The organism is Vitiosangium sp. GDMCC 1.1324 (assembly GCF_003044305.1).
GTDB lineage: Bacteria > Myxococcota > Myxococcia > Myxococcales > Myxococcaceae > Archangium.
This window is the reverse complement of sequence record NZ_PZOX01000003.1, coordinates 679,309-699,543: the sequence shown is the minus strand read 5'-3', so window position 1 is coordinate 699,543 and position 20,235 is coordinate 679,309. Positions and strand designations below refer to the sequence as shown.

General features: G+C 69.9%; 19 protein-coding genes. 9 read left to right on the top strand and 10 right to left on the bottom strand.

Annotation, left to right across the window (positions count from 1 at the left end; translation table 11 throughout):
* Positions 1 to 5: 5 nt before the first annotated feature.
* Positions 6 to 980 (bottom strand): AraC family transcriptional regulator, encoded by a 975-nt coding sequence (locus DAT35_RS11435; protein WP_233261413.1) that lies wholly within the window; start codon positions 978 to 980, stop codon positions 6 to 8.
* A gap of 97 nt (positions 981 to 1,077) precedes the next feature.
* Here DAT35_RS11435 and DAT35_RS11430 point away from each other — a divergent pair, with 97 nt between their 5' ends.
* From DAT35_RS11430 to DAT35_RS11410, 5 genes are all read left to right on the top strand, one after another.
* Positions 1,078 to 1,527 carry a nuclear transport factor 2 family protein gene (locus DAT35_RS11430; RefSeq protein ID WP_108066973.1) on the top strand — a complete coding sequence of 150 codons (450 nt, stop codon included), beginning with the start codon at positions 1,078 to 1,080 and terminating at the stop codon, positions 1,525 to 1,527.
* A complete protein-coding gene (locus tag DAT35_RS11425; RefSeq protein ID WP_108066972.1) occupies positions 1,524 to 2,414 on the top strand; it encodes an NAD(P)H-binding protein in 891 nt (296 codons plus the stop codon). The genes DAT35_RS11430 and DAT35_RS11425 overlap by 4 nt, the downstream gene beginning before the upstream one ends.
* 122 nt (positions 2,415 to 2,536) lie before the next feature.
* A complete protein-coding gene (locus tag DAT35_RS11420) occupies positions 2,537 to 3,010 on the top strand; it encodes a hypothetical protein (RefSeq protein WP_108066971.1) in 474 nt (157 codons plus the stop codon).
* Positions 3,011 to 3,095: 85 nt separating this feature from the next.
* Entirely contained in the window at positions 3,096 to 4,610 is a 1,515-nt protein-coding gene (locus tag DAT35_RS11415; RefSeq protein ID WP_108066970.1) for a hypothetical protein, read from the top strand.
* 63 nt (positions 4,611 to 4,673) lie between these two features.
* Positions 4,674 to 5,534: a hypothetical protein gene (locus tag DAT35_RS11410; protein WP_108066969.1), complete on the top strand. Its 861-nt coding sequence runs from the start codon at positions 4,674 to 4,676 to the stop codon at positions 5,532 to 5,534.
* 20 nt (positions 5,535 to 5,554) lie between these two features.
* Here the strand turns inward: DAT35_RS11410 and DAT35_RS11405 are convergent, their stop codons facing one another.
* Together DAT35_RS11405 and DAT35_RS11400 are read right to left on the bottom strand one after the other, a co-directional pair.
* Positions 5,555 to 7,882 (bottom strand): YfhO family protein, encoded by a 2,328-nt coding sequence (locus tag DAT35_RS11405; RefSeq protein WP_108066968.1) that lies wholly within the window; start codon positions 7,880 to 7,882, stop codon positions 5,555 to 5,557.
* A 232-nt stretch (positions 7,883 to 8,114) separates the two neighbouring features.
* The gene (locus DAT35_RS11400) at positions 8,115 to 8,939 is read right to left on the bottom strand and encodes a metallophosphoesterase (RefSeq protein ID WP_108066967.1); all 825 of its coding nucleotides are present in this window, start codon (positions 8,937 to 8,939) and stop codon (positions 8,115 to 8,117) included.
* Positions 8,940 to 9,056: 117 nt separating this feature from the next.
* On the opposite strand from DAT35_RS11400, the gene DAT35_RS11395 reads away from it, so the two are divergent.
* Both DAT35_RS11395 and DAT35_RS11390 read left to right on the top strand, forming a co-directional pair.
* The gene (locus tag DAT35_RS11395) at positions 9,057 to 12,269 is read left to right on the top strand and encodes an AAA domain-containing protein (RefSeq protein WP_108066966.1); all 3,213 of its coding nucleotides are present in this window, start codon (positions 9,057 to 9,059) and stop codon (positions 12,267 to 12,269) included.
* A 136-nt stretch (positions 12,270 to 12,405) separates the two neighbouring features.
* Positions 12,406 to 12,630: an MbtH family protein gene (locus DAT35_RS11390; protein WP_108066965.1), complete on the top strand. Its 225-nt coding sequence runs from the start codon at positions 12,406 to 12,408 to the stop codon at positions 12,628 to 12,630.
* A 15-nt stretch (positions 12,631 to 12,645) separates the two neighbouring features.
* On the opposite strand, the gene DAT35_RS11385 is transcribed toward DAT35_RS11390, so the two are convergent.
* Entirely contained in the window at positions 12,646 to 13,017 is a 372-nt protein-coding gene (locus tag DAT35_RS11385) for a response regulator (protein ID WP_233261412.1), read from the bottom strand.
* Between the two features lie 203 nt (positions 13,018 to 13,220).
* Between DAT35_RS11385 and DAT35_RS11380 the strand changes: the two genes are divergently transcribed.
* Positions 13,221 to 13,511 carry a helix-turn-helix transcriptional regulator gene (locus DAT35_RS11380; protein WP_369945451.1) on the top strand — a complete coding sequence of 97 codons (291 nt, stop codon included), beginning with the start codon at positions 13,221 to 13,223 and terminating at the stop codon, positions 13,509 to 13,511.
* A gap of 14 nt (positions 13,512 to 13,525) precedes the next feature.
* Here DAT35_RS11380 and DAT35_RS11375 read toward each other — a convergent pair whose 3' ends face one another.
* Entirely contained in the window at positions 13,526 to 14,710 is a 1,185-nt protein-coding gene (locus tag DAT35_RS11375; protein WP_108066963.1) for a DUF790 family protein, read from the bottom strand.
* Positions 14,704 to 16,086 carry a DEAD/DEAH box helicase gene (locus tag DAT35_RS11370; RefSeq protein WP_108066962.1) on the bottom strand — a complete coding sequence of 461 codons (1,383 nt, stop codon included), beginning with the start codon at positions 16,084 to 16,086 and terminating at the stop codon, positions 14,704 to 14,706. Before DAT35_RS11370 ends, DAT35_RS11375 begins: the two co-directional genes overlap by 7 nt.
* Positions 16,087 to 16,383: 297 nt before the next feature.
* Between DAT35_RS11370 and DAT35_RS11365 the strand changes: the two genes are divergently transcribed.
* Positions 16,384 to 16,869, top strand: coding sequence for a DNA-binding response regulator (locus tag DAT35_RS11365; protein ID WP_369945449.1), 486 nt, complete (start codon positions 16,384 to 16,386; stop codon positions 16,867 to 16,869).
* Between the two features lie 57 nt (positions 16,870 to 16,926).
* Here the strand turns inward: DAT35_RS11365 and DAT35_RS11360 are convergent, their stop codons facing one another.
* The 4 genes from DAT35_RS11360 to DAT35_RS11345 all read right to left on the bottom strand — a co-directional run bounded on the left by DAT35_RS11360 (position 16,927) and on the right by DAT35_RS11345 (position 20,215).
* Positions 16,927 to 17,400 carry a hypothetical protein gene (locus DAT35_RS11360; protein ID WP_108066961.1) on the bottom strand — a complete coding sequence of 158 codons (474 nt, stop codon included), beginning with the start codon at positions 17,398 to 17,400 and terminating at the stop codon, positions 16,927 to 16,929.
* 376 nt (positions 17,401 to 17,776) lie between these two features.
* The gene (locus tag DAT35_RS11355; RefSeq protein ID WP_108066960.1) at positions 17,777 to 18,763 is read right to left on the bottom strand and encodes a hydrolase; all 987 of its coding nucleotides are present in this window, start codon (positions 18,761 to 18,763) and stop codon (positions 17,777 to 17,779) included.
* Positions 18,764 to 18,776: 13 nt separating this feature from the next.
* Positions 18,777 to 19,067, bottom strand: coding sequence for a YkgJ family cysteine cluster protein (locus tag DAT35_RS11350; protein ID WP_108066959.1), 291 nt, complete (start codon positions 19,065 to 19,067; stop codon positions 18,777 to 18,779).
* An 8-nt stretch (positions 19,068 to 19,075) separates the two neighbouring features.
* Complete coding sequence (locus DAT35_RS11345) at positions 19,076 to 20,215, bottom strand: hypothetical protein (protein WP_108066958.1); 1,140 nt, start codon at positions 20,213 to 20,215, stop codon at positions 19,076 to 19,078.
* Between the last annotated feature and the right edge of the window lie 20 nt (positions 20,216 to 20,235).

Below are 20,235 nucleotides of genomic sequence, written 5' to 3'. Positions count from 1 at the left end.
TCGCGCTACCCACCATCGGGCGTTGATGCGCGCCCCGATGGTGGGGGCTGTTGTGCTCGCCGGTACCCTCCCGGTCCGGTGCCATGCCATCGCTTGAACGCCTTGTTGAACGCCGCGGCGCTCTCATAGCCCACCCGGTCCGCGACCTGGGGAATGCTGTCGTTCGTCTCGAGCAGCCACTGCGCCGCCTTCGTCATCCTCCAGCCGGCGAGGTACTGCAGCGGGGGCTCTCCCACGAGCTCGTGGAACCGTGCGGCGAACCCCGAGCGTGACATGCCCACCGCGGCCGCCAGGCCCTCCACTGTCCAGGGCTCTTTCAGCCTCCCATGCATCAGCCCGAGCGCGGCGCCGATGGATGGATCCGCCAGGGCCCGCAGTCCCGCTCCCTTGGAGCCGGTGGCCGCCGTTCCCATGCGGAGTGCCTGGACGAGCAGGACATCGGCGAGCCGCCCCAGGATGATGGCACTGCCTTGCCCCGGGGCCGAGCTCTCCGCGGTGATGAGCTGCACCGTCGCGGCGAGCCAGGGCGTGGCCCGCAGATCGTGCGCGGGGATGTGGATCACGGGCGGGAACGCGCTGAGCAGGGGACTGTGCACGCCCGCGCTGAAGCGGAAGCAGCCGGAGACGAGTGTGCTCACCGGACCGTCTCCACCGAATCGGAGGGGCGCGGACAGGTGACCACGCAGTTGCTCCGAGGAGATGACGTCCCGCGCCGGGAGGGTGCGCCGGGAGCCATCGTCGAGCACGTGCGCCGAGCCATGCGGCACCAGCACGATGTCCCCCGCTGACAGGAGGAGGGGCTGCTCTACTCCCTCGACCCGGAGCCGCATGCTGCCTCGAGGCAACACGTAGAAGGAGGATGTCTCCTTCTTGGGCACGCGGATGGCCCAGGGGGCTCCCAGCTCGAAGCGGCCGAAGATGAGCGTGGTGAACCGCATCGTCTCGAGCACGTCCGAGATGACATCAGTCTGGCCATCCATCGGACCTGGACGCTCGGACAACACGTTTGGATGCGCTGGCATTGAGAGTCCATATCCCCGAGACCATTCTTCGTCCACCTCGAATCGGGAGACCGACATGACAAACCCCACCACCCCACACAATGCCGCCCACTTGTTGGACTCTCATCTGTCGCTCATCGGTACCGATATCGAGCGCTGGCTCGAGCTCTTCGCCGAGGACGCCGTCGTCGAATTCCCCTATGCGCGCTCCCTCGATCTGCCCGAGCGCCTGGAGGGCCGGGAGGCGATCCGCCGGTACTTCCAGGACACGCCGAAGAGCTTCCTGGGGCTCACCTTCAGCTGTATCCAGCGCCACGTCACGGCCGACCCGGACGTCGCGCTCGCGGAAGCCCACGGCTCGGCGACCATCGCCGCCACGGGCAGCCCGTACGAGCAGGACTACGTCATGATGGTGAAGACGAGAAACGGGAGGATCTCGCTCTACCGCGAGTACTGGAACCCCGTCCCCGGGCTCAAGGCCTTCGGTGGGGAGGAGAACCTGCGCCGGGCGGTGAATGCGTCATGAGCACTTCACGAAGAGACTCCGCCCGCGTCCTCGTCACGGGAGCGACGGGCAACACGGGCCGCCGCGTCGCCTCGCGCCTCGCGGAGCTCGGCTTTCCCGTCCGCACCGCGGCGCGAGGAGACCGTTCTCCGGACAGCACCGCCGAGCACGTGCGCTTCGATTGGGCCGATACGTCCAACCATGAGGACGCCCTGCGCGGCGTGGACCGGATGTACCTGGTCGCGCCCTCGTTTGTGGATGACCCCTCGGTCCTCATGCTGCCCTTCATCGAGCGCGCCGTGGAGCGGGGTGTCCGGCGTGTCGTCCTGCTGAGCTCCTCCGCCGTGCCAGAAGGGGCTCCGGGACTGGGAACCGTGCACCGCGCCCTCCGCGAGCGGGTGCCGGAGTGGGCCGTGCTCCAGCCCTCGTGGTTCATGCAGAACTTCGTGGATGAGCGGCACCACCATGGCGCCAGTCTCAAGCGCGATGGGTTGCTCGTGACGGCGACGGGCGAGGGCCGCGTTGGATTCGTCGATGCCCGGGACATCGCGGAGGTCGCCGTCCGGGCGCTCGCCGATGAGCAGTCCCATGACACCGCGCATGTCATCACCGGCCCCCAGGCGCTGCGGTACGACGACGTCGCGGCCGTGCTCTCCCAGGCGGCCGGCCGTCCGATGCGGCACGTGCATGCGTCCTTCGACGAGGCTCAGCGTCACATGATGGACGCGGGGATTCCCGAACGTTATGCGCGGCTCCTCTCCCAGCTCGACGAGTCGATACGCCAAGGCGCTGAGTCCCAGGTGACGCAGACCGTCTTGCGTGTGACTGGCCAGGAGCCGCGGTCCTTCGAGGCCTTCGCGAGGGCTCACTCCGCGTTCTGGACCCAGGCTGGAGCGCGTGTGGGCTGAGGGGCTCTCGCTCCCGTCTCAGGAATCCGTGTGGGGCCGTTGGAGAACCGTGCCCTCCGGGTGCATGTCTCCAGCCATTTCGCGAGGTTGCCGGTGGTACGCGCGCTGCAATCTGTCGAGGCATGCTCGCCTCCTTCTTGTCGCTTCGCCGTGTCCTGCGCTGTCTCGCCACCAGTGGCGCCGTGCTGGGGCTCTTCGTGGGTTGTGGCGCCAGTCCCGAGAGCTTCGTGCGGCTGAAGCTGGATGCCGCGAGCGGTCCCTGCATGGAGGGGATGGACTGCAAGGGCTCGGATGAGGTGCTGGCGGACGGAACCTTCCGTGTGGATCGCTTCGACGAGCCGGACGGAGGGGTGCATGAGGTCGTCCTGCCCTCGCAGGAGATGGAGAACGTCCGGGCGGCTGCCACCCGCTCCTCGCTGCTCTCCGTGTTGCGGCGGGGGGCGTTTCCCTGCGGCCAGGTCACCGACTCCAGCTCCTTCCTGACGCTGGAGCTCGAGGGAGAGCACTACGGCTCGCAGCTCGCGGGTTGTGATGAGCAGGGCGTGCGCGAACTCCGCGACTTGCTCAGCCGCCTGCGCAAGACCTACGTGCCTTGAACGGAGCGTTACTTGAGGCCCGGCCGATATGTCCTCCCGCCCGGGGCGTTCCTGTCCCGGGTGGTGCGTTCTCCGGAGGGCTTGGATGCGTTCAGTCGTACTCGTTTCGATGGGTCTCGTCGTCCTGCTGGCCGGCTGTGCCTCGGGGCAGAAGTGGTCGGGCATTCCGGATGAGGAGGCCATCTACGATGCTCCCCTCGAGGAGATCTGGCCCTCCGTCCGTCAGTTCTTCACGGACAGCAAGCTGCCCTTCCGCGAGGACAATGACAGCTTCGTGCTGCAGACGGAGTGGCGCGAGGAGTTCGGGGGCTCGAAGGTCGCGGGCTTCTGGCACCGCTACCTCGTGCTGGGCAAGCGCGAGACCCCCTCGCGCGGCAAGCTGTGGGTCATCCGCGTCACCCGGAGCGCCAACAGGACGCTGTCCACCGTGGGCGACGAGCTCTCCTGGGGCGTGGACCCGACGCTGGGCGACAACGGCGGCGGGTTGGGAAGCAACGGCACGCGGGTGAGCGAGCCGGGAGATGTGCCGTCCATCGGCTACGAGGACCTGTCGGATTTCGCGGATCGCCCGCGCGGGGATAACGCCATCCTGGTCGGCTCGGCGCAGGGTTCGCGCGACCTGGTGATGGAGTGGAAGGTGTTCCACGCGGTGGCGCCCAAGCTCGCCAGGAAGGAGCCGGCCGAGCAGAAGAAGCCCGCGGTGGCGAAGGCGGTGGAAGTCCCGGCGGCGCCTACCGCGGCGGCGTCAGTGGAGTGCGGGGTGCCCATCATCGGCCTGGTTCCCCAGGTCAATCCCGGGGGCGTGTTGTTGCTGGGCGAGTTGCACGGCACGCAGGAAGTGCCTCGCTTCGTCGCGCAGGGGGCCTGTCAGACCGCCTCGACTGGGACGCCCGTGACGGTTGGGCTGGAGCTGCCAGTGGAGAATCAGCAGCGCGTGGCCACCTTCCTGCGCAGCGCCGGTACGGAGGACGACTGGTTGAAGCTGATGGAGGCTCCGTTCTGGCGCAATCCCTACCAGGATGGACGCGCCAGTGAGGCCATGGCCAACCTGCTGGAGCAACTGCGCAAGCTGCGCTCCCAGGGGCTGGATGTGGATGCCTTCGCTTTCGACCACCCCGAGTTCAAGGGTCAGCAGCACGAGGACGCCATGACCGCCACGGTGCTCTCGTACGCGCAGCAGGGGCCCGGGCGTTTCTTCCTCGTGGTGTCCGGCAACATCCACCCACGCACCATCCAGGGGCTGCCGTGGGACTCCGGGTACCGCCCCATGGGCCTGCAGTTGTCCCAGAAGCTCGAGCACGTGGTGGCGCTGGATGTGGCCTACAACAGCGGCTCGGCGTGGATCTGCGCGGTGGAGGGCTCGCAGGAGAAGCTGGACTGTGGAGTTCGTCCCGCTCGCGGCAAGGACAACGGGGACCGCTTCTTCGTGCACCTGTTCAACCAGCCGAACGAGGCGGGCTACCACGGTGTCTTCTACGTGGGCCCCGTCACCGCGTCGCTGCCGGCGGTGCGCCGGGGGCTGGGCCGCCCCGGGGCTCGTGACAATTCCTTCCAGCCCCCGGTGGAGGAGCAGGGGGCCACGCTGGTCTCGCGCCGCTGACGGCCGCCCGTTGCCCGAAGTCACTGGCGTTCCGGGCCAGCCAGTGCTCTAGCGGTCGTTCCCATGACACGCTTCGTCCGCTTGCTGGCCCTCGCGGTCCTTCTGCCCGCCGTCTGCGCATGCTCCTCGCTCTCGTCCTCTCGGCGCTCGCAGAATGTCGTCTCCCTGCGCTTCGCCTGGCCCGAGCACTTCTCCGCTCGCGTCTCCTACTCCTACGAGTCGAAAGGCCCCCTGGGTGGCAACGATGTCGCCCGCCGCTACTTGCTGACGGTGGAGCCGGGAGCGGAGAAAGGCGTCCACCGGCTCGTGCCTCGGGACATCGAGGTGTTTCCGCCCGATTACGCCGCCATCATCGATCCGGTGCCCACGGTCCGCTTCGACGACAAGGGGAGCTTCCTGGGCGCCGACATCCCCGAGTTGCCGGGCCAGCAACTGCTCGAGGCCCTGCCCCTGGAGCCCGAGAAGCGGGCGGAGCTCGTCAAGAACATGGTGGTGAAGGAGGAGCAGTCGGCGAAGGATTTCTGGATACGGCTGGTGGGGCACTGGCGTGGCGCCGCCCTGATTCCCGGTGAGCCGATACGGCTCGAGTCGAAGATGGTGGTGGGGAGGGGCAAGCTCGAGATGACGGAGGTTCCCTCGGAGGAGCTCTATACCCTCGAGGCGGGAATCCCGTGCTCACGGGATGAGCAGGAGCGGCGCTGCGTGCGATTGAGCGTGGAGGCCGCGACGATCGGTCAGTCCAAGGCGGGCTCGGGCCCCATGGCGAGCTGGCGGTTCGACCTGGTGACGGACCCGGACACGCTCGTGCCGTACTCCTACCGGATGATGCGCAAGGACAGGGAAGACGGGGGCGAGGACGGCGGGACGCAACCCCTCGAGGAGTCCATGCAGGTGGAGGAGTATGTCTTCACCTACCCGCACTGAGCTTCGTGCCGGGGCGCGTGCTACCCCGGCGTGGGCGCTTCCGGTGGAGCCTCGGGCTCGCGCCTCCTGGAGACGAACAGCAGACCGAGCAGCAGCGCGCCCGCGATCGTCGCCTGGAGCCCCGATTGGATGTTCGGGTCCGTGAACTCGAGCTCGACCTGGTGCGAGCCTTCCGGCACCTCGAGCCCCATGGTCGCTCCGTTGACGACCTGCACGGGCACCTCGTTCCCGTCCACGGTCGCCGTCCAGCCGGGATAGGAGTTGGTCGCGAAGACGAGGAAGGTTCCCCCCGCCGGTGCCACCACCCGCGCCCGGGCGCTCCTGGGGTCGAGCTCCAGACCGCTCACCTCGGCGGGCCCGTAGGTCTTCGTCGTCCCTCCCTCCACGAGGGCCTCCTGCTTCAGGTCGACGCTCCCGGACGTCAGGCGCGCGAGGGCCTCGTCCAGGTCCGCCACCGCGGTGGTCCTCGTCACCGTGCGCAGGCGCTGGGGGCACTCGGAGCGCTTCGTCACCGCGAGCCCCAGGGACGGGTCGGACAGGACAACTTCCTCGCCCGCTCCGCCGGCTTGTGCCGCCTGGGAGGACGTCAGCAGCAGGCAGCCCGCGTAGAGCTCCGCGACCTTCTGGGGCTGCTGGGCGAATGCATCCATCAAGGCCCGCCAGCGCCGCAACTCCACCGCGCTGTAGCTGGTGACCTCTTCGAGCCCGAAGGCACCAGAGAGGTTGCTCTTGAGCGTCCCGAGCTCCCACTCGCGCAGTTGGATGAGCCCCTCGGGTGAGCGGCTCGGGGGCGCCGAGGCCTTGAGCTGTTTGTCCAGGCGGAACAGCCGTGCGGGAGGCGAGCCTGTCTGCTCCTTCAACCGTGCCGCGATGGCGGGCTCTCGGAAGAGGGAGGCGGGTCCGAGCCACACCGTCTTGCGCGTCGTCCGGAGCAGGTCCATCGCCACCAGCGCGAGCACGCCCACGGCCACGGCGCGGCCACCCCGCTTCCGGAGCGCCAGCGCCGCGAGCACCAGCAGCGCGAGCGTGAAGAGCAGCGAGGCGCCCACCGAGCGCACCGCGCTCTCCAGGGGACCGCTCGGGTCCGCCCGCATGTTGGCCTCCCGCAGGATGGAGGCGAAGAGCTCCAGGGCCGATTCCGGCACGCCCCTGGCGAACACGAGGGCTCCTCCCATGAGGACAGCGGCCACGGCGATCGGAATCAGCCGCCGCCAGGAGGGGCCGGAAATGAGCGCCCTCGCCCCGGACGCGGCCAGCACCGCGCACCCGAGCGCCACCAGGACCACGTACTTCTCCGGGTAGCGGAAGAACCGGAACGGGGGATGCTCGAGCAGGAAGGCCACCGGGGAGCGCTCGCCCAGCGCCAGCAGCAGGCCCAGTGCGCACAGCGTGAGGGCGAAGCCCGTGAGCCGGTCCCGCCTCACCCCCAGCACGGCGAGCGCGAGCACCGTGACGCCCAGGTAGATGCTCATGGCGAACGGAATCGAGCCCGGCCCCTTCACCATGAACCAGGCCCAGAACTGCGGCACGCCCAGGTATTCGCCGAAGGGGTAGGGGAAGGCGAACTCGATCATCCGCAGCGGGTGCAGGTTCCAGCTCGAGAGGTAGCTGACGGTGGAGCCGCCCCGTGTCGACTCCGCCAGCAGCCCGAGGGTGGGGAACACCTGCACGCCCGCCAGCAGCAGCCCGAGCGCGCCTGCTCCCGTGAGCGCTATCAGTTGCTCCTTGCGTCCTGGGAACCACGCCACGTGCGCCGCGGCCACCAGCGCCGAGTAGAGCGCGGTTTGGGGATCTCCCGAGACGATCTGGGCGGCGATCAGCAACGCGAGGACCGCCAGCTTGCGCATGGGGAGGAGCTGGGACTGGAGCACGACGAGCAGCCACGGCGTCCAGGCCAGTCCCGAGACGAGGGGGCCGAAGGTGCTCAGCCCGGCCATGTAGCCGGTGAGTCCGAAGGCGAGCGTGCCCGTCAGGGCGGGGAGCTCCTCGAAGCCCTGTCGCCGGAGGAACACATACAGCCCGAGCTGGCCCACGAAGTGGTGCAGGACGAGCAGCAGCGCGTAGGCCGTGGGGAAGGAGAGGACGCCGAAGAGCAGGTTCGGCGGGTAGAACACCCCGGAGTGGATGTCCGCGAGGAAGGGAAGCCCTCCCTGGTGGAACGGGTTCCACTGCGGCAGCCCCCCGAGCATGAACCGCGTGGCCTGCATGGGCCAGTAGTAGTGCAGCACATCGCGGTAGAAGAACGCGCGGCCGGGCAGCAGGCCGCTTCCGTACAGGGCAAGCGACGCGAGCAGCAGCAGTCCAGGTGCGGCGAGGCGGGCCAGCGGCCGGGGGGCGGAGAAGGCCATGAGCGCCTCGGGTATAGCACCAAACAACTATTGCCACGGTGCGAGCGGAGCGAGGCCACCAGTTGAGTGGAATGTCCGACGTCGCGGATTCGAAGGGCTTCATCTCCGGATGCCGCGGCGCCTGACATGCGAGCTGTGCCCCGCATGGAGTCCCTGGGGTCCTGGATGCCCGGCTCCTGCTCGAGCAGCTCTCGCCGCGGTCAGAGAGCGCGTTCGAGGCCCGGTGATGGAGCTAGCGCGTGGGGCCGGGCAATATCTCCCGGAGGCACCGGGAGATGTCGCCGCGCCAGGTCCACTGTTGGGGGTAGCCGAGCGAGGCCTCCTCGAAGCGCACCCCGTCGCGCCACAGCGTGGCGGGCATGTGCAGGTGGCCGGTGACGACCACCTCGGCCCGGAAGCGCAGATGCCAGTCCTCCGTCTTCTTCGTGCCGCACCAGATGGAGAAGCGGGGGATGCGCGGCAGCCGCACGTGCTCGTAGCGCAGCGGGAAGTGGTTGATGAGGATGGTGCGGCAGTCCGGCGGCAGGGTCTCCAAGCGGGCGAGCGTCTGCTCCACGCGCGCCGCGCACCAGGCGGAGCGGCTCGGGTAGGGGTCCGGATGGAGCACGGCCTCGTCGGTGCACAGCACGTGCGATTCGACCGCCCACTGGATGGCGTCCTGCTCGGCGACGTGGTCCGGCCGGAAGGAGTAGTCGTAGAGCAGGAAGAGCGGCACCAGCACCCGGTGGGGGCCCTCGCCCGGCCAGCGCGGATAGGGGTCCTCCGGAGTGAGCACGCCATACGAGCGGCAGTGGGCCACGAGTTGCTGGTAGCGGGCCTCGCCTCGGAGGGCGGGTTGCTCGCGCGTCAGCGTCCACAGCTCGTGGTTGCCCGGCACCCACACCACCTGACGGAAGCGCTTCGTCAGCGTGCGCCACGCGAAGTCCATGTGCTCCAGCGTCTCGCCCACGTCTCCGGCCACGATGAGCCAGTCCTCCGGGTGGGGCGCGAGCGATTCGAGCGCCTGCCGGTTGTGCTCGTAGCGCAGGTGGAGATCACTGAGGGCGTAGAGCTTCATGGTGGGGGGACTGTGACCGTCCACATTACTGGACTCCCGAGCCGCGTCCTCGTTTCTCGTCGGCTTTTCCTTCGAGCCTCATCAGGGCACCATGGGGCCGCCGATCCGGTGGCGCACATGGGGAACGAGTCAGCACAGGGGCGTCATGCCCGGAAGCCTGCCCCCCAGGTTTCTCAGTCCTCGGCCGAGCCCGCCGATCTCGTCGTGCGCTCGGTGCTGCCGGAGGACCTGTTGGCGGCGTTGGAGAGCGAGCGCTCCCTGTACCGGTGGGTGATGCTCAAGGGCGCCGAGGATGTGAGGTTGGAGGACGAGTCGATGCTCGGTCTCACGCCCCAGCCCGCCGCGGATCCGAGCTGGGGTGGAGGGCAGCTCATCGGCTTCCTCCCGGACGAGCGCCGCTTCGTGGGGGAGATCGTCCATGTGGACCCCACGAACGGGCGCGTCTTCATCGCCACGCGCTCGTTGGGCCACATTCCGCCCGAGGTGGCCTCCGCGGAGCGCTGGGCCTTCCAGCCCTATGACTTCTCCGAGGCGCTCCTCGCCGCATCCCGCGCCTACGATTCGCGGGGGCCTCGCGTCCGCGAGTCCCTGGACCGGGTCCGTGGCCTCATCCCCGATGATGGCGCCGGCCCTTCGCCTGGACCCGAGGACCTCTGGGAGAAGCCCTGGGCCCTGCTCTGGGGGCCACCGGGTACGGGCAAGACGGAGACGGTGGCGCGGCTGCTCGCGCAGGCGATTCAGCGCAATCCCAAGGAGCGCATCCTCGCGGTGGCGCCCACCAACCGCGCCGCCGACACGCTCGCGCTGCGCGTGGCCCGCATGCTGTCCAAGGCCGGGGCCCTCTACGCGCCGGACACCACCTGCCGCATCTTCCGGGGCGGCGTGGGCGTGGGCCAGGAGTTGACGCACGCCTTTCCCGCGGTGCTGCACGACTCGGGCTACCAGAAGCATGCGGCGCGCATCGAGCACATGGAGGAGCGCGTGCGCCGCGAGTTCCTCAACGGCGCCACCTCTTCCCGGATGGCCACCGTGAAAGCCGAGCTGCGCAAGGTGCGCGATGGCCTCACGGACGAGACGCTCTTCGTCGCGCGGGAAGGCTTCGCCACGCTGATGGTGCTCACCGTGCACCGGGCGCTGCGGCTCGTGTCCGAGCTGGAGGGCGCCGAGCGCTTCGACCGGTTGGTGGTGGACGAGGCGGGCATGGTGTCGCGGGCCGCCGTGGGGCTGATGGCGCCGCTGGCGCGCAAGGTGCTGCTGGGAGGAGACCCGAAGCAGATCGGCCCCGTGAGCCGGGCGCTGGAGGGCGCGGAGCGGCCGGTGCAGACGTGGATGCGCAGCTCGCCGCTGTCGCACCTGGAGGACGCGCGGGCGGCGTCCGAGTCCTCACACGTGCTGCTGCTGCGGACGCAGCACCGCATGCACCCGAGGATTGGCGCGGTGGTGAGCCGCTTCAGCTACGCGGGGATGCTGGAGGATGGAGAGGGCCCTCGCACCCGGCAGCCGAAGACGGTGGACGCGTACCCGGCCGCGCGGGCCTGCTGGGTGGTGCTGGACGAGGCCACCCGCGACGCGCGCCGCGTCTGTCACGAGCGGGGCGAGTCGGGCCATGGCTACCGGAGGCCCTTCTCCGCGGAGCTGGTGGTGACGCTCGCCGAGCCCGCGTTGAAGGCGGGCCTCAAGGTGCTGGCGGTGACGCCGTACCGGGCGCAGGCGACGCTGCTGCGCGCCCTGGCCCTGGAGAAGGGGTGGAGCGAGTCGCGCTTCCAGGCGTCCACCATCCACCGGCAGCAGGGCACGGAGTACGACGTCGTCGTGGTGGACACGGTTGCCGCCGGGCGCCCCTTCGCCCCGAGTGAGCTCACCCCCATGCTCAACGTCGCCGCCAGCCGCGCCCGCGAGTACCTCTTCGTCCTCTCCTCGCGCGCCGAGTCCGAGGCCGCCATTCCCGCGCAGCTCCTGGAACTGCTGACGCCCGTGGCGCCGCGGCTGGAGCCCCGCTTCTCGTTGCAGCAGTTGCTGGTGATGCCGGGCGTGCGCGCGCAGGTGGCCCGGCGGCCCGAGGCCCTGGGCCAGGAGATCGACTCGCTGCGGGGCATGGGGCCGCTCTTCACCCAGGAGCAGGTGAGCCTCTTCGAGCGGCGCTTCGACGAGGGGCACCACCTGGTGCGCGGGGTGGCCGGGAGCGGGAAGACGTACGTGCTGGCGCACTGGGTGGCGCGCTATCTCGCCGAGCACCCGGACGCGCGGGTGCTGGTGTCCTTCTTCAACAAGGCGCTGACGCCGCTGTTGTCTCGGCTGGTGGACGGGGCGCTGCGGCAACGGCTCGGGAGGCGCGCCGCGTTGATGCTCCAGCGGGTGACGCTCATGCACATGACGGGCACGGGCTCCTTCGCCCCGGAGAGCTTCGATGCCGTCTTCGTGGACGAGGCGCAGGACCTGAGCGCCACGGAGCTCGCGCACCTGCACGCGCTGGCCCGTCCGCTCGCGCGCGGCGAGGGACAACAGCCGCTCAAGGCCTTCCTGCTCTTCGCGGACGACTCGCAGAACGTGTACGGGCACAGCGCGGTGGATGCGCTGCGCAAGGAATTGCCGGACGGGCTCGACTTCACGGGCCGGGTGCGCGTGCTGCGCGAGGCGTTTCGATCCACGCGCCAGGTGTCCGAGCTGGCCTTCAACGTGGTGTTGGATCCACTCGGGCTGCACCGGGTGCCCAACCCCGGCATGCGCGAGTTCATGCGGGCCCACGAACTGCGCGAGCAGGGCCTGCTGGAGGCGCCGGTGGCGGGAGTGGACGGGCTGTACCGGTTGCAGTGCACCGAGCGCGAGGGCGTGGTGCCGGTGGTGCGGACCTTCGACTCGCCGCAGGCGGAAGAGGCGTGGCTGGTGCGAGAGGTGAAGCGCTTGCGGCGGCAGGAGGGGGTGTTGCCCTCGGACGTACTGGTGGTGGCGCCGGTGCGGCCGGCTCGGCTGGCAGAGGCCCTGGAGCGCGAGGGACTCCCCGCGGTGGCCTTCGGGGGGAAGAGCGGCCAGGACGTGTCGGGCTTCAGCGTGGGGAAGGTGGACTACATCCGGGTGACGACGGCCTTCTCGTGCAAGGGGCACGAGAGCCCGGTGGTGTTCTTCTGCGGCGTGGACGCGCTGGACGGCATGGCGTGGATGGAGGCGCGGCCGGGACGCACGGAGCGCGAGCTGGAGCGCACGCGCCGCGCGCTCTTCTACGTGGGCGCCACGCGCGCCATGGTGCGCCAGTACGTGAGCGGGCTCGCCGGAGCGCGCTTCACGAAGGTGGCCTCGGAGTACGCCCGAGTACTTGTCCAGGGCACTCGCTAGGTCCAACCCGAAAGGTCGTGTGCTCCGGCCACGCCCCGCCACTCCGTGCCGACCTGGGAGGTCGGGCTGACATTGTGCCTTCGCGCCCCCCATACCCACATTGACCCCTTGTCGGTCGGCGGGTGAAATTAGGCGCATGAGCAACCAGGAAACCGAGGACACGCAGCGCTACAAGGTCGTGGTCAACCACGAGGAGCAGTACTCCATCTGGCCGGCGGATCGGGAGAACGCCCTGGGCTGGAAGGACGCCGGCAAGGTGGGCACCAAGGCCGAGTGTCTCGACTACATCAAGGAGGTGTGGACGGACATGCGCCCGCTCAGCCTGCGCAAGGCGATGGAGGAGGCGGCGAAGAAGCAGTGAGGTGCCGTCCCGGGCTCACTTCGGCGGAGCGAGCGTGCCCGACGTCAGGAAGGCGCGCATCCGCTCCGGCGGGCAGGGCTTGAGCAGCACGGTGACATCGGGCGGGATGATGTCTCGTGCTGGCAGTTGGGTGGTGTGCAGCCCACAGACGAGCCCGGGTGTGCGGGCTCGCAGGGCCGCCAGCAACGACAGCCCGTCCATACCCGGCAGGATGTACGCGGCGATCACGACCGAGGGAGGTTCCGCTTCCGCCATCAGCAGGGCCTCTTCTCCGCTTGTCGCCAGCCGCTTGTTGCCAGGAAGATCTCGTAGCAATCTCCGCAGTGCGGAGAGTTGAAGCGGATCCTCGTCGACGAAGAGGTAGGAGGGAATGGCGTCCGCGCTCATCCGGGACCTCCAGGACTCGACATGTAACGTGACGGGTCCTCGGATGGACATACTACCCCAGTCGTCCTGGGAAACCAACCTCCCGAGTCATATTGCCACCGGTGAACCACTCGGGTCCCGGGACAATGGCAAAAAAGCTCGCAACCAGGCTGGGAGAGTGCGCACGCGCAGCCCGGCAGCGCCTCAACCTCACACAGGAAGACGTGGCGGAGCGGATTGGCATCGCCACGGAGGTGTATGGGCGGCTGGAGCGGGGCAACATGCTTCCGAGCGTTCCCACCTTCCGCAAGCTGTGTGCGGTGCTGGCCCTGTCCGCGGACGAGGCGCTGGGCCTGTCCTCCGAGAATCCCGCAGCCTGGACGCCTCCGCCTCCGCCTCCCGAGGCCAGTGAGCCCGCGGAGCTGCGCCGCCTGCTGCGGCGCGCCCGCCAGTTGGATCGCAACGCGCTCCGGGTGCTGAGCCTCGTGGCCGCGCACCTGGGGCAGAAGGGGTAGGGAGGGTGTCTGTCTCACGGTGAGAGCCTCGCGCGCAGCCTCTTCGCCGATGGAAATCCATGGAAGAGCACCACCTGTGGGTGTGCCTCCAACTGTGCGCGCGCCTGGGTGTCCTTCGCGAGCGCCCGATCCACTCCCAGCAGCAGTCCCGCATCCGGCCGAGAGCGCAGCTCCTCCAGCCGCCGCGCCAGCGGGCCCGCATGCCACGCATGGAACAGCTCCAGCGCCACCTCCCTTCCCGTCTTTCTGTGACGGAAGGTCAGGTCCGGCACGCACAACCCCGCGGCTCCCGTGTGGCGTGGCAGAGGCAGCAGGTCCAGCTCCCAGTCCGCGTCTTCGAAGCTTCCGGCCAGGGTGGCCACCTCGTCGGGGATGTGCCCCAGCGCGCTGCCGTGTGGTGACACCAGGGGATCCTTCTCATCCAGCACCAGTGTCACCCGGCGCCGGGGGCTCTCGAGGGACGCGGTGAGTTGCCAGCGCTCCAGCACTGGCACCACCGACAGGAAGCTCGCCAGCTGCAGCCCGTACTTCTTCTGCAGCGACAGCATGGCCCCGGGGCCCTCCACCTCCAGCACCCAGTCCTCGCCCTCCCGCCGCACCTCGGCCACCAGCCGGCAGAACTTCAGCCAGCGCAGCACCTTGCGCACTCGCAGCAACTCCGGCGCTCGCGCTCGGAGTGTCAGCCGGCGCGCGTCGAACAGCGGCCCCTGGGCCAGTGCCAGGTTGTAGCGATCCAGCAAATCCGCCGCCGACAGCGCCTCCCAGCTCAGGAGTTGGCGGTGACCTGGGAGGTCGGCATACAGGGTCTCGCGCAGCTCGGGCAGAGGGCGGGGGAAGGCCTCCGCCAGGCGTGACTCGTAGGTCTCCACCGTCGCGTCCGGGGGCAGCGTACGCAGCACCCGGGCCGCCTCGCGGAAGGCCGCCGCGCGAGCCTCGGAGACGCCCTCCGCGGGCTCGTCGAAGAGCATCCGGTCCACCAGCAGCTTGACCAGCCCCCGCGCCACCTTGGGCCGCGCGTGGGCGCCAGCGCGCAGCCCCAGCGTCTCCTCCACCTCATCGCGCGTGCGCCCGCGTCCTGCCTCCACCTCGGCGATGAGCTCGTGCGCCAGCGCCAGCAGCACCGCGTCCTCCCTCTTCACGAAGGAGGGGCGCAGCTTCCCGTCGCGTACGCGGAAGAGGAGCAGCTCGCGCGTCAGCATGCCTCGCCCTCCTCCTGGTAGGCCCGGTGTTGGCGCCGGCGCTCGCTGATGGAGGCCTCGGCCGTCTGCGCCGAGCACACCTCGTACAGGAGCGCGCGCTTCCCCGGACGCTGACGGAGGATGCGGCCCAGCCGCTGCACGTGCTCGCGCACGCTGCCACTGCCGCTGAGCACCACGCCCACCCGCGCCTCCGGCACGTCCACGCCCTCGTTGAGCACCCGTGAGGTGAGCAGCACCGGCAGCTCCCCGCTCGCGAAGGCGGACAGCAGCGCCTTGCGCTCGGGCACGGGCGTGTGGTGCGTCAGCGCCGGCAGCAGCAGCCGCCGCGCCAGCGTGTACACCGTCTCGTTGTCGTCGGTGAAGACGATGGCCCGGTCCTCCCGGTGCTCCAGGAGGATCCGCCACAGCACGTCCAGCTTCGCGCTCGAGGTGAGGGCGATGCGCCGCTGCTCCCGGTAGCCCCGGTACGCCGCGCGTCCCTCGTCCGTGCGCTGGCTCTCCGCGAGGAAGCGTGCCCAGCCCTCCGGCACGTCGAAGCGGATGCCCCGCTGGCGGATGAAGGCCAGGTAGCGCGCCCGCGCCTCGTCGTGCCGCGCCTGCTCCTCGGGGGTGAGTGGCACCTCGATGCGGCGCACCTCGTAGGGGGCCAGGTAGCGCCCCTGCAGCTCGCGGATGTCCGTGCGGTGCACCAGCGGCCCCAGCAGCTCCTCGCACACGCGCTCGCCACCGTCCGTGCGCTCCAGCGTGGCGGTGAGTCCCAGCCGGTACGGCGCCAGCGAGCCCTCGGCGATGAAGCGGTAGCTGGGCGCCGGCAGGTGGTGGCACTCGTCGCAGATGAGGAAGCCGAAGCGGTTGCCGTGGAACTCCGTCTGCATCGCCGCCGAATCGTACGTCGTCACCGTCAGCGGCTGCCGATCGCTCACGCCGCCTCCCAACATCCCCACCGGCACGCCCAGGTGCCGCGACAGCACCCCCTGCCACTGCGTCATCAGGTCCAACGTGGGGACGACCACCAGGGTCGGCCGCTTCACCCGGGCAATGGCCAGCACCGCCAGCAATGTCTTTCCCGCGCCCGTGGGCAGCTCCACCAGTCCCCGCCCGCCCGCGCGGTTCCACGCCTCCAGCGCCGCCTTCTGGTGCGGGAAGGGCTCGATGGGGGTGGTCAGCTCCACCTCGAGCGGCTCGAAGCGCTTCGCCTTGTCCTCGTAGGGCAGGCCCCGCTCGCGCAGCCGCAGCACCACCTCCCGGTAGTGCCTGGCCGCAGCCCGGTACACCCCCGTGCGCGTGTCCCTCTGGAAGAGGGTGCGCAAGGCCTCGTCTTCCGGCAGCGAGGGCGCCACCAGGGTTCCGCAGTCGAAGTGGAGCTCGGTCGCCATTGATGGACAGAGAGGGGGGAGGAGCCGGAGTAACCCGATCTTCGCACTATCTCCAGAGTATGACTTTCGAGGTCGGTTCTGACTCGGTCGTCAGGACGCCCAGGGAGGAAATTTGCGGGGGCTTCACGAGTGGGGTGGTTGGGTGGCCGCCCGGAAGTGAACATATGGGTTCCCGGCGTACATGCGCCGGATTTTGCTGCTCGCCTTCGTGGAGGGTGCCGTGGTGGGCGGGCGAGGGCTTGAGTGGCGGCTCGTCAGGTAGGGAGAACTGGCGGGCGCGGTGCTGCGCGATCCGATATGGGAGGGCTGCGAGCGGGGGGCTTCGACGTGGGCCTCCTCATCGGCGTCCGAAGCGCCTACCCTTCCTCCATCTCCATGCGCCGCATCGTCATCCTCAGTCCGCACCGCCCCTCTCGAGAGCTGCTCTCGCGCCTCCTGTCGGAGCCGGGTCTGTCCGTCGTCGCCATGGCGGACGCGGACGAGGCCCTGGACTCCATCGACGAGGACGAGCCGGCGCTGGTGGTGGTGGACGCGCGCCGGCCGGACGAGGACCATCCCTTGATGCTGGGGCTGCTGAAGCGGCGTCACCCGCGCCAGCCGCTCATCACCCTGGTGCCCGGGCGCCTGCGTGTCTTCGACGGCAACGAGGAGCGCGTGCGAGACGTGCGGGACGGCTCGACCGAGGGGCTCCACCTGCTCCTCAGCGAGCTTCAGCGGGCCACGCGCGATCTGCTCGCCCAGCACCTGCTGCGCGTGTTGCGTCCGCCCACCGGCGAGGCCTGAGCCCTCCGTCCCTTCGCCGGAAGAGGAGCGCCGGGTGGGCTCGTCAGCCGCGTCCGGTCAGTGCAGCAGGCCGTCACTCCCCATGGGGGCGGACTCGTTCCGGGCGACCTTCAGGGGCGCGAGCCGCTCGAGGTACTCGCGCTCCACGCGTGCACCGGTAGTGGGCAGATGGAGCCCCTGCTCGGTCCACTCGGGGATGAAGAGGAGGGCCTCTGCCTCGCCGGTGTAGCCGAGCTGGACGAGTTGGTCCGGCTCGAAGGTGCGGCAGCGCTTCGCGCAGCAGGGGAAGGGCGAGAGGACGCGGTAGAGGCCCTCGGGAGGCAGGGGCTCGAGGTGCTCGGCCCAGGAGGCATCCGGCAGCGGCGTGCCCCGTGAGTGCCAGCGGGCCCGGTTGGCTGCCCAGCCGCTGGGCAGGTAGAGGCCGGGGCCCGGGTCGCCGTGGTTGTGGAAGTAGACGAGCCGGCCCGCGGGGACGTGGGTGCCGAGCGCGCGGCGGGTGCGGTAGAGGCCGCAGGGAGGAAGGCCAGACATGGGCGGGGTTGTAACGCGGGTAGGGAAGGTTTTTCCCTCCCGCCGACGTGCCTTTCCGTGCCGCGAAGGGAGGCCGGGAGTTTTTTCCGGGCCCCGGTGCCCGCGGACCTGCCCTGCGGTCGGAGACGGCGTTCAACCTGCTGGAATCACGAGGAAACAGCCCGTTCGAGGGCTTCGGCACGGCGCATGCTGATGCATCCGTGCGCAGGACGGGGCGGTGCTGCTGGACGGGGTTGGATGGGGTTGGGTGGGCGGTACCGTGGGGTACCTCGCGACGGGGCGGCGGTGATGGGGTTGGGGGAGGATGGGCCGCCCGTCGCGAGGTAGGCGGGGATGGGGAAGGGCGATGGGGCGCCCTGTGCGGAGCCCGGCCGGGTCACACCGGCCGGGCTTTCGCATTCTGGGCGGAGAAGAAGGCGAGGACCTGGGACTCGCCCCAGAAGGACGGGGAGAAGGCGTTGCCCGAGACGAAGCCGACGTGGCCGCCGTGCTCGGTGACGACGAAGTGCAGGTGGGGGTTGGCGGACACGTCCCGAGGGTGGGTGGAGGCGGGAATCATCGGGTCGTCCTTGGCGCTCAGCAGCAGGGTGGGGCGGCGGATGGCGTGGAGGCGGGGACCCGAGGAGGCCTCGGCGTAGTAGTGGGTGGCGTCGCGGAAGCCATGGAGCGGGGCGGTGACGGAGTCGTCGAAGGCGCGGATGGTGCGAGCGCGCTCCATGGCGGGGCCGTCGAAGGAGCCGGGGAAGAGGCGGAGCTTCTCGCGCGCCTTGCGCTTGAGGGTGCGCAGGAAGCGCTCGCGGTAGAGGCGCTGGAAGGGCCCGGGCCCATCGAGCGCGTCCGCGCAGGCACCCAGGTCATAGGGCGCGCTCACGGCGGCGGCGGCGCTCACGGGGGTGGTGTCTCCCGTCTCCTCCAGGAGCCTCAGCAGCACGTTGGCGCCGAGCGAGAAACCCACCGCGTAGAGCGGCCCGGTGAGGCGGGTGCGCAGGTGCATCATCACCGAGAGCGCGTCGCCGATGTCGCCCGAGTGGTAGGAGCGGGCGAGCCGGTTGGGCTCACCGCTGCAGGAGCGGAAGTTGATGGCGGTGGCGCCCCAGCCGCGCTCGGCTGCACCGCGAAGGATGGCGGTGACATAGCCAGCGCGGGAGGAGCCTTCCAACCCGTGGAGGGTCACCACGTGCGGGGCACCCGGGACGCCGTCGAAGGAGTCGAGGTCGACGAAGTCCCCATCGGGCAGCTCCCAGCGCTCGCGCTTCAGGGGCGGAGCGTGCGTGGGGCGCACGAGCGAGGCGTAGATGGTCTGCGCGTGCGGCGAGGCGAGGCCGTGCGCGGGGGCGAAGGGCTCGGTGGGCTGGAAGGGCACGAGCGGGGGGATATCACCCGCTGCGGGCCTTGCGCATGGAGGAACAGCCGCGCTGGCGGACGGCGTCGGCCTCGGCGGTGAGCCCGAAGAGGTCGAGGTACTTGCGCACGCGCTCGTCGATTGTCGGGGCCTCGATGAGGCGGCAGACGTCATCGGCCTCGTAGTCGCGGCAGACCTGGGGGCGGCGGTCGTACACCGAGCAGAGGTTGTCGGCGGTGAGGTGGGGGCAGCGCAGGCCGAGGGGCTTGTCCAGGGCGGCGATGTCGGGCGCCACGCAGCAGGCGCCGCAGCGGGTGCATTCCATGGGAGGCCTTACCGTTTGACGTCGCCGGCCAGGACGGTCACCGAGCCGAAGTTGCTCACCTGGAGGGGGACGGATTGGCCCATCTTCCAGGAGAGGAACTCGGACTCGTTCTTGGGCTCGAGCTGGTGCTCCTTCGCGCCATCATCCGTGTAGCCGATGCGGACGACGTACTTCTCCTCGCGGCGCAGCCGGTCGAGCGAGCCCGTGCTCAGCTGGGGCCAGCGGGGGGCGCTGTCACGGCCGGACTCCTGGCGGCGATCCACCTCCGTCCAGGCGTAGGTGTCATAGGTGCAGCTCAGGTCGAAGACGGGCTCGGTGCGGTAGCGCGTGCGGTCGCGACAGTCCTCATAGGACTCGTTGCAGTACTTGGGGACGTCGTTGCACTCCTCCTTCATGAAGCCATTGCCCATCTTCTTGCGCGTGCACTTCTCCTCGGTGCCGCACTGCACCCGGCGCGACTTCGTCTCGCACACGTGCTCGGTGCCGTCGGCGACCTGGCGGGTGCCGCGCTGGCGGGTGACGCAGTTGCGGATGTTCTCCACGCCGGCCACCTCGCCCTGGCCGTTCACGGGCATGCGGGGAGGGGTGGCTCGCAGCTCATCGCGCCAGCCCGTCTTGCTCACCCGCTGGAAGGTCTCCCGGTGCACGGTGCGCGTCCACTCGGTGGAGGTGACCTGGCCGGTGACGTTGTGGGAGCGCGAGCCCCAGATGACGCAGGTGGCGAAGAGCGAGAAGACGCCGAGTCCCACGAAGAGCCACTTGCGCCTGGAGCGCTTGGGGGCGGGGGGCGGAGGAGGAGGCGCGTCGGCGGGCTCGGGGTCCTCGGAGAGGGTGCGCGAGGTGTCGGCGCGCTGGGCGCGGCAGTTGCGGCACTGGGGCGCGTTGCCGCGGTTGGAGGCGCCACAGTAGTCGCAGAACCAGTCCACACCGGCGGCGGCGGCGGAGAGGGCCTTCTCATCGGTGACACCCTCGCGCAGCGACTTGCCGGAGGCCGCATCCACCCCTCCGAACTCGAACTCGGACTCCTTGCCCGTCTCCTCGCGCGGGTTGTTGCAGCTGGGGCAGCTGCGGTGGCGCGCGGGAATGTCCCGGGTGTCGCAGGAGGTGCAGTTCCAGGTGCCCTCGATGATGCGGGTGCGCTTGGCCATGGGCCCATCCTAGCGGGTCA